The organism is Mycobacterium sp. (assembly GCF_052143115.1).
Classification (GTDB): Bacteria; Actinomycetota; Actinomycetes; order Mycobacteriales; family Mycobacteriaceae; genus Mycobacterium.
The window spans coordinates 24,226-32,361 of record NZ_JBKQTQ010000175.1 but is presented as its reverse complement, the minus strand read 5'-3'; the positions used below and the strand labels follow the sequence as shown (position 1 = coordinate 32,361).

At 64.8% G+C, this 8,136-nt stretch carries 9 protein-coding genes and 2 pseudogenes; 5 read left to right on the top strand and 6 right to left on the bottom strand.

Translation table 11 applies throughout. The annotated features are described in order from the left end of the window. From ACLQI9_RS17800 to ACLQI9_RS17785, 4 genes are all read right to left on the bottom strand, one after another. On the bottom strand, positions 1-728 hold a 728-nt coding region (locus ACLQI9_RS17800; protein WP_442391979.1), incomplete at its 3' end, for an SDR family NAD(P)-dependent oxidoreductase. A 282-nt stretch (positions 729-1,010) separates the two neighbouring features. Further along, entirely contained in the window at positions 1,011-1,562 is a 552-nt protein-coding gene (locus ACLQI9_RS17795) for a YceI family protein (RefSeq protein WP_442377158.1), read from the bottom strand. An 89-nt stretch (positions 1,563-1,651) separates the two neighbouring features. Then, positions 1,652-2,014 carry a hypothetical protein gene (locus ACLQI9_RS17790; protein WP_442377198.1) on the bottom strand — a complete coding sequence of 121 codons (363 nt, stop codon included), beginning with the start codon at positions 2,012-2,014 and terminating at the stop codon, positions 1,652-1,654. A gap of 134 nt (positions 2,015-2,148) precedes the next feature. Beyond that, positions 2,149-3,084: an alpha/beta fold hydrolase gene (locus tag ACLQI9_RS17785; protein WP_442377160.1), complete on the bottom strand. Its 936-nt coding sequence runs from the start codon at positions 3,082-3,084 to the stop codon at positions 2,149-2,151. Between the two features lie 164 nt (positions 3,085-3,248). On the opposite strand from ACLQI9_RS17785, the gene ACLQI9_RS17780 reads away from it, so the two are divergent. Further along, the gene (locus ACLQI9_RS17780) at positions 3,249-4,124 is read left to right on the top strand and encodes an extracellular catalytic domain type 1 short-chain-length polyhydroxyalkanoate depolymerase (RefSeq protein ID WP_442377162.1); all 876 of its coding nucleotides are present in this window, start codon (positions 3,249-3,251) and stop codon (positions 4,122-4,124) included. Between the two features lie 53 nt (positions 4,125-4,177). Here the strand turns inward: ACLQI9_RS17780 and ACLQI9_RS17775 are convergent. Continuing rightward, positions 4,178-4,267, bottom strand: a pseudogene (locus ACLQI9_RS17775) (nitroreductase family protein); the annotation flags it as partial. Between the two features lie 157 nt (positions 4,268-4,424). Between ACLQI9_RS17775 and ACLQI9_RS17770 the strand changes: the two are divergent. Then, positions 4,425-5,300 carry an extracellular catalytic domain type 1 short-chain-length polyhydroxyalkanoate depolymerase gene (locus ACLQI9_RS17770; RefSeq protein WP_442377163.1) on the top strand — a complete coding sequence of 292 codons (876 nt, stop codon included), beginning with the start codon at positions 4,425-4,427 and terminating at the stop codon, positions 5,298-5,300. Positions 5,301-5,352: 52 nt separating this feature from the next. Here ACLQI9_RS17770 and ACLQI9_RS17765 read toward each other — a convergent pair whose 3' ends face one another. After that, positions 5,353-5,868, bottom strand: coding sequence for a nitroreductase family protein (locus tag ACLQI9_RS17765; protein WP_442391978.1), 516 nt, complete (start codon positions 5,866-5,868; stop codon positions 5,353-5,355). Between the two features lie 273 nt (positions 5,869-6,141). Between ACLQI9_RS17765 and ACLQI9_RS17760 the strand changes: the two are divergent. The 3 genes and pseudogenes from ACLQI9_RS17760 to ACLQI9_RS17750 all read left to right on the top strand — a co-directional run. Beyond that, a pseudogene (locus ACLQI9_RS17760) lies at positions 6,142-6,391 on the top strand (helix-turn-helix domain-containing protein); the annotation flags it as partial. Between the two features lie 122 nt (positions 6,392-6,513). Beyond that, positions 6,514-7,422, top strand: a complete 909-nt coding sequence (locus ACLQI9_RS17755; RefSeq protein WP_442377166.1) for an SPFH domain-containing protein — start codon at positions 6,514-6,516, stop codon at positions 7,420-7,422. Between the two features lie 127 nt (positions 7,423-7,549). Continuing rightward, positions 7,550-7,798: a DUF1918 domain-containing protein gene (locus ACLQI9_RS17750; RefSeq protein ID WP_442377168.1), complete on the top strand. Its 249-nt coding sequence runs from the start codon at positions 7,550-7,552 to the stop codon at positions 7,796-7,798. Positions 7,799-8,136 lie beyond the last annotated feature (338 nt).

The window sequence follows — 8,136 nt, the reverse complement described above, 5'->3', positions numbered from 1 at the left end:
GTCTGACCGGTGATGCGGGCAGCCAGCTCAGAGGAGAGGAACAACGCGGCGTTGGCGACATCATGGGCGCGGGGCGCGGCCAGCGGATTAATTCCATTGACGGCGTACTCGTGTGGCGGCTGGTCCTCGTTGCCGGAGCCCACATTGCCTGGCGCGACGGCGTTAGCGCGAATACCGTACCTCCCCAGTTCGTCTGCGAAGGTTTTGACCAGCGAGATGACGCCGGCCTTGGCGGCGCCGTAGGCCGCATGGTAGGTCGCCGCCGCAATGCCGTCGACCGAGGCGAGTGCGACCAACGATCCACCGCTGCGCTGGGCGATCATGCGCCTTGCCACGGCTTGAAAAAGGTAGAACACCTGATTCAGGTTGTAATGGATCGCTAAGTCCCACATTTGGGTGGTGAAGTCCTCGACCTTCGACCAGGTCGCACCGCCGATAATGTCGACGCAGACATCAACACCGCCCAGAGCTGCGACGGCTTCGTCGATCGCCCGACTGACCTGCGCAGGGTCGGTCATATCGGCGACAATCGGGATGGCATCACCTCCCCTGCCGACGATCTCGCCGACAATGCGATTCGCGCGCTGCTTGTCGATATCGATACAGGCCACCGAGGCGCCCGCCTCAGCAAGGGCCAACGACGTGAACCATCCATGGCCCGCGCGCTCCGGGATGTAGCCCGCACCCGACACAACGGCGCGCTTGCCGGATAGTCCAAAATCGATCACGGCCGACCTCCATTGCGCCCCGACCAGTCAGCCTCACATCGCTGATGGCCGACAGTCGTATTGGTGGAGTATTGAGACCGTCTCGACCGCTGTCAATCACGACTCAATGCGCCCGATCCGCAAGCCCCGGCTATTGTCGGGCAGCACGTGAAGCCGAAGCGCGCTGATCGGGTTCACCTCCGTCCCACCAGTCACGCGGCAGAACCACTATGCGAATTGCCCACCTTCGAGCGACTTTCGCCAAGAGAAGTGAAGCGTCGCGGCCGCTTGGCAGCGGGCAAGTCAGGCCTGCTTGAGGGCCTCAATCGCCAGCGTGATCGTGACCTTGTCCCCGACCATGGTGCCACCGCCATCGAGCGGCAACTCGGCGCCGACTCCGAAGTCCTTGCGGCTCAGCACAACCGAGGCATCGAAGCCGGCGACTTCGCCACGTCCCATGCCGGGGTTGACGCCGTTGAACACCAGTGTCATGGTGACCGGCGCTGTGACGCCCTTGAGGGTGAAATCGCCGTCGAGCACATAGTCGTCCCCGTCCGCGCGCACCGCAGTCGATACGAACGTCGCGGTTGGAAAGTGGCTGACGTCGAAGAAATCGGGGGCCTTGATATGCGCCTCACGCTGCTCGTTGCCGGTGTCGATGGAGTTCACGTCGACCTCGGCGCGGACGGATGGCGTGCCGTCTTCGGCGATGGTGATTGCGCCGCTGAACTGGTCGAATCTGCCGTAAATCTTGCCGACCATCAGATGGCGCACCGAGAAGTTGATCGAGGAGTGGATGAGGTCGATCGCCCAGGTCCCGGCGCTGAGTTCTTTCGTACCAACGGCTGCGGTCATGCGGATTCTCCTTTGAGTCGGGCTAACCGGTACCACCTGCCTAACCGGACTGCAGTCCGGATTATTCCCCGGGCCGGAGATTGACGTGCTTATGGGACCCGCGTCCAGGGTTGACAGTTCTGCGACTCGAAGGCCTTGATCGTCGTGTTGATATTCGCGTACATCGGACCCATAGATTGATTCGCCTGGACTACATGGTCCTTGTTCGCGTCAGGTGTGCTGTAGGTAAACCACGAGCACATTTCGCCCTGGGTCGGGATATTGTTGATCCAAACCCCCCAGGCCGACGCCGTCCCGCCCGTGTGATAAAGGCCCGGTGCGATGTCAGGTCCGACGATGAAGACACCATTACCGGGGATTTGATCGCCCGGGTCAGCGACGGCTGGTGGCGCGAGCGCGACCACCGCCGCGCATGCAACGAATACGACCGATGCGCGAATTGTTGGGGACATTGTTCTCTCCGTATTGCGGCCACCCCCGATGGCAGCGTAGGCCGAAGCGCGCTTGAGCAACAACAGATAGGCGGGAACTGGCGTGACCGCGGAGGAAATGCAGTCGGTCAAGAAACGGCGAAAGCCGTTGCGGCTCAGAGCTGTGAGCGCATGTACTCGAGGACCTCGTCGATCTTGGCGAAGCCGCCGAGGTGACTCTCACCCGAACGCACGACGAGCTCGGCGTCTTGCAGGCGCGAGACGGCCGCTTCGACGCCGGCGATGGGAACCACGTGGTCGGTGTCGCCGTGCCACCACCGCACCGGCACCTTCACGTCGACCAACCGAAAACCCCAGTCCCGCCCCAACAGACGGGCATCGTCGACCATGGCCAGGCAGCGGCCCCGGAAGGCATTGACCATGTCGTCGACGAAGATCGCCTCGACCTCGGGATCGTCGAGCACCCGTCGGTCGCCCTCGGGCCACATCCGGGCGTAGCCCCGGTAGGCGTAATGCGCGAAGGGGATAAGCGGCGCCAGCAGCAAGGTACTGAGTACCGCCAACAGCCGGCGCAGCTGGGTGAGCACGACGCGATAGCGGCGGGCGGTGTCGGTGACGCCGCCACCGATGGCCTCGGGGCCGGCCGCCGGGACGGTGCCGTCGAGGATGCCTACGGCGGCCACCCGAGCGACCATCGGGGCCAGCGCGCCGCAGGCCAAGGCATACGGACCCCCGCCGGACAGGCCGACGACGCCTAGCCGCTCGGCGTCGAGTGCGTCGGCCACCTGCGCCATGTCGGGGACCCAGTCGGTCACCGCGCCGTAGCGGTGAGCATCGGAGAGCCCGGTCCCCGGCCGCTCAATGACGATGACCCGCAGGCCGAGCCGCTCGGCGGCACGCCGCCCAAGCATCGGGAATTGCCGCCGGGCTCCCAATGTGCCGTGAAACCACAGCACTACCGGGCCGGAGGGGTCACCGAACTCGGCGTAGCCAAGCCGGCGACCGTCGGCAAGGTGGAATTGGCCTTCGGCGCGCGGCTTTTCGACGCGCGGTACCCCGGGGGGATGCCGCAGAGGGTTGCTCAGTTTCATCGGATCTCAAAGTGTAGGCGACCAGGTGAGCAGAAGATGACGAGCCTCGCCGCGGCAACGCGCAGGTTCCCGCATGTTGGCCCGACGTTTGCGTGTGATTCAGGCGGGTTAGTCGCGATGATCAGTTTCCGTCGCATCACGCACGCAACCCGTAGGTTCTATGCATGCTCGTTCGGCTGACCGCACTGCTGAGCGTGTTGCTTGCCCTGTCGGGGTGTTCTGCCGCGCATCGGGTCGAAACGGGATTCCCGGACGGCACCAGCGTGCACACCATGGCCTTCGGCGGGCTGGACCGCAGCTACCGGGTCCACAAACCGGCGGGCCTGGCGGGGCCGGCACCGCTGGTGGTCATGCTGCACGGCGCGTTCGGCGACGGCGAGCAAGCCGAAAGCGATTACGGCTGGGATCCATTGGCCGACTCGGCGAAGTTCGTCGTCGCCTACCCCGACGGCGTCGGGGCGACATGGAATGGGCATGGCTGCTGCGGCAAGGCCGAGCGGGAGAATATCGACGACGTCGGCTTCATCACCACGATGGTCGGGCAGATCAGCGCCGACCTGCCGATCGACAAGTCGCGCGTGTATGCCACCGGAATCAGCAACGGCGGCATCATGAGCTACGCATTGGCCTGCAACAGCGGCATCTTCGCGGCCATCGGCCCGGACTCGGCCACCATGCTCGACGCCTGCACCGCACCGCACCCGACGTCGGTGATCCACATCCACGGCACCTCCGACCGACTGGTCCCCTACACCGGCGGGCAGGGCGCGAGCACCGTCAACGGGCCATCGATACCTGACGTCAACGCGTTCTGGCGCAAAGTCGACCAGTGTGGCCCACCCGATATCACCACCAACGCCCCGATCACCACATCGACGGTCGCGTGCGGCGACAACCGCAGCGTGGAGTTGATCATCATCGCCGGCGGCCGACACCAGTGGCCCGGCGGTACCACCTTCCTGGAACGAACGAGCCAGACATCGCACGCGCTCAACGCCACGCAGACCATCTGGCAGTTCTTCGCCACCCACCCTGCCTGAGCGACCCGTCGATTCGGTTGTCGCCGTTACGATCTCGTGCGGCGGCGTGAGTCTTACCAGTGTCCGTGATGGACGACCTCGGAGAACGGTCGCCGATTGGGTTGGCGGATCGGGATCAGCGCGCGATCAGCGGGACATCCGATTTAGAGTAGGCGCTCAGGTGGCCAGACAATGGCGAGCATCGCCGCGGCAACGAACAGGTTCCCGGGTGTTGGCTCGACGTTTGCGTGTGATTCAGCCCGGCTTGGTCGCGGTGACAAGTCTCCGGCGCATCACGCTCACAACCCGTACGTTTGATGCATGCTCGTTCGGCTTACCGCGCTGCTCGGCGTGCTGCTCGCCCTATCGGGGTGTTCTGCCGCGGCTCGGACGGAAACAGGATTCCCGGACGGCACAAGCGTGCACACCATGGCGTTTGGCGGGCTGAACCGCAGCTACCGGGTCTACCAACCGGCGGGCCTGGCGGCGGCGGCACCGCTTGTGGTCATGCTGCACGGGGTGACCGGCAACGGCGAGCAAGCTGAAAACTCTTATGGCTGGGATCCATTGGCCGATTCGGCGAAGTTCGTCGTCGCCTACCCGGACGGCGTCGAGCGGGCATGGAATGGGCACGGCTGCTGTGGCCGGCCCGCCCGCGAGAACATCGACGACGTCGGCTTTATCACCGCGATGGTCGGTCAGATCAGCGCCGCCGTGGCGATCGACAAGTCGCGGGTTTATGCCACCGGGATGAGCAACGGGGGCATCATGAGCTACGCGCTGGCCTGCAACAGCGGCATCTTCGCCGCCATCGGTCCTGACTCGGCCACCCAGCTCGACGCCTGCGCCGCGCCGCACCCGACATCGGTGATCCACATCCACGGCACCGCCGACCGGCTGGTCCCCTACAACGGTGGGCAGGGCGCGAGCTTCGTTGACGGGCCATCGATCGCTGACGTCAACGCGTTCTGGCGCAACGCCGACCAGTGCGGCTCACCCGATGTCACCACCAACGCCCCGGTCACCACATCGACCGCCGCGTGCGCCGACAATCGCAGCGTCGTGTTGATCACCATCGACGGCGGCCGGCACGGGTGGCCCGGCGGTAGCACCGCCCTCGAGGGAGCGGACCCGACGTCGCACGCGCTCAACGCCACCCAGCTCATCTGGCAGTTCTTCGCCGCTCACCCCGCCTGAGCGATCCGATAATTCCGTTGTCGCCCTTGCGCTCTCGTATGGCGGCGTGTGCTCACCAGTGTCCGTGATGCACGACCTCGTCGAACGGGCGACGGTTTGGTTTGCGGATGGGCTTGAGCGGCCGATCAGCGGGATAGCCGATACCGAGCAGGTAGGCCACCTCGTAACCGTCGGGAACGCCCAGGATGGCGCGGGCTTTGTCCTGATCCCCCACCGACGAGTGGCCGGTGCCGATCCCCAGGTCGGTGGCCGCGATCATCATCGCCATCGTGGCCTGACCCACGTCGTATTGGTCGGTCACCTTCCTGCGTTCACTTGGCGGTACTGGCAGGACAAAGGCGATCGCGGCCGCGGCTCCCGCGATGTGACCGGCGCCTTGCCAGACGGTGGAAAGCTCCTCGAGCTGGTGCCGGTCGGTGACAATCACGAAGTCCCAGGCTTGGCGGTTTTTCGCCGACGGCGCCCGCCATCCGGCCTCGGCGATACGGTTCAGGTCGGCTTCGGACACCGGCTCGGGCTTGTACTGCCGTACATTGCGCCGGGCACTAATCGCATCCCAGGTTTCCATCCCATTCCTCCTCGATCGCGCATATCCGTCAGGCCAGCTTCAGGGCCTTGGGCGCCAGCGTGATCATGACCTTGTCCCCGGCCATGGTGCCACCAGCGCCGCCCGCCCGATTTCCCTAAGTGACCTGAGACCAGGTGTCAACGATCTTCGCCAGTTTTAGATGGGCTGCGCACGAATTGTGTCGTCTTCTCGGTCAGCTCAAATGTCGGCGACGGCTGAAAACTGGACCTTGAGCGTCGGGTGAAAACGGACCCCTCCGTTGACGCTGAGGGAGTGATGTCAGTGGAGGATTGGGCTGAGATCCGCCGGTTGCGTCGGTCGGAGGGACTGCCGATCAAGGGCGATCGCCCGGGTGATCGGGGTGGGCCGCAATACCGTGCGACGAGCGTTGGAGGCCGCCGGGCCGCCGAAGTATCAACGACCGCGCCGGGGTTCGCGGGTTGACGCCGTGGAGCCGCAGGTTCGAGAACTGCTGCAGGCTTGGCCGAGGATGCCGGCCACGGTGATCGCCGAGCGGATCGGGTCCGAGCATGTCTCGAGTGATCGGTCCATACTAGAGGGGTGTCGACGTTTCATCGGCTGTAAGTCGCCCGGACCCGCCGAGAAGTACCGAGGGGTCTTGCCCGGGCGGAAGTGGAGGACATAATGATCATCCTTTACGCACTGGCCGCAGCGTTCGGCCTTGGCGTGCTTTGGCTGGGAACAACCGTTCGCGTCGTCAAGCAATTCGAACGAGGCGTCATCTTTCGTTTCGGACGGGTGCAAACCGGGGTCCGTGGGCCGGGGCTCACGCTGCTGATTCCAATCGCCGATCGCCTCGAGAAGGTGAACATGCAGATCATCACGATGCCGGTGCCCGCCCAGGATGGCATCACCCGCGACAACGTGACCGTGCGTGTGGATGCTGTCATCTATTTCAATGTTGCGGACCCGGTGCGTGTGGTTGTCGGCATACAGGACTATGTGTCCGCTATTGGCCAGGTCGCGCAGACATCGCTGCGTTCGATCATCGGCAAAAGCGACCTGGACGACCTGCTCTGCAACCGCGAGGGTCTCAATCAGGGCCTGGAGTTGATGATCGACAGCCCGGCAGTGGGATGGGGTGTGCACATCGACCGCGTGGAAATTAAGGATGTAGCACTGCCGGATTCGATGAAGCGGTCGATCGCGCGCCAAGCCGAGGCGGAGCGTGAGCGGCGGGCTCGGGTTATCACCGCCGACGGTGAACTGCAGGCGTCTGAAAAACTGGCCCAAGCGGCCGAGGTGATGGCCGTGCACCCGGCCGCGCTTCAGTTGCGGCTGCTGGAAACCGTTGTCGAGGTCGCCGCGGAGAAGAACTCCACCCTGGTGCTTCCGTTCCCCGTCGAACTGCTCCGGTTTTTGGAACGAGCAACACCGCACGCATCCAGGAGCCGGGACGACGCAGCCGCTATGCCCTCCGCCCCGGCCGCGGCTTCGAAGAGCGAGATGTCGAAGCTGGACCCGCCACAGATCCACGACGACACCAGCGGTCTGGAAGTCGACACACGCATCGGGGGTCGGTATTCCGGCTGAACGGGTAGCGTTCGAAACGGCACGCTGCGCGGTGGGCGGGCTGCAAGGCGAGATGCTCTCGGGCGAGGGTACCGCCGATCCTGGGAGGCGCGCAGAATCGAAACAGGAGTGCAGGAAGGAGTCGGCGATGAAAGCCAACGTAGGCGACTGGTTGGTGATCAAGGGCACCACAACCGAGCGCTCGGACCAGCGGGGGCTTATTACGGAGGTGCACTCCGCCGACGGCTCGCCTCCCTACGTGGTGCGGTGGCTCACCACCGGCCATCTGGCGACGGTGGTTCCCGGCCCTGATGCCATTGTGGTGACACCAAAGGAGCAGGAAGCAGCGGACGAGCGGGCACGGGAACGGGCCGCGCACCGCGGCACCAACCACTAGATGCTGCGGCTCGCCGTTATCGCCCCGCAGGCTTGCTGGTGGCCTGGATCTCGTGGCGGCGTGAACGCGGCGTCCGGGGGCGAATCCAGCCCATACCGAGGACGAACCGCGACCGTACCGGCAACGGCCAAATCTGACTCTGCACAGGCGATTTGAGGCGTTGCAGCAAACCATTTCGCCTGGTCGCCGAGGCACTGGCTAGGGACTCATAGTCCGTTGGTCGCGGGTTCGAGCCACGCCCGCCCCACGTAAATGGCCTGTTCAGGGGAGTTTGTGAGTTGCTCGGCAGCCGTTGTTAGGGCGCTCCAATCACGCCCAAATCGCTCAAAAGCCGCGCT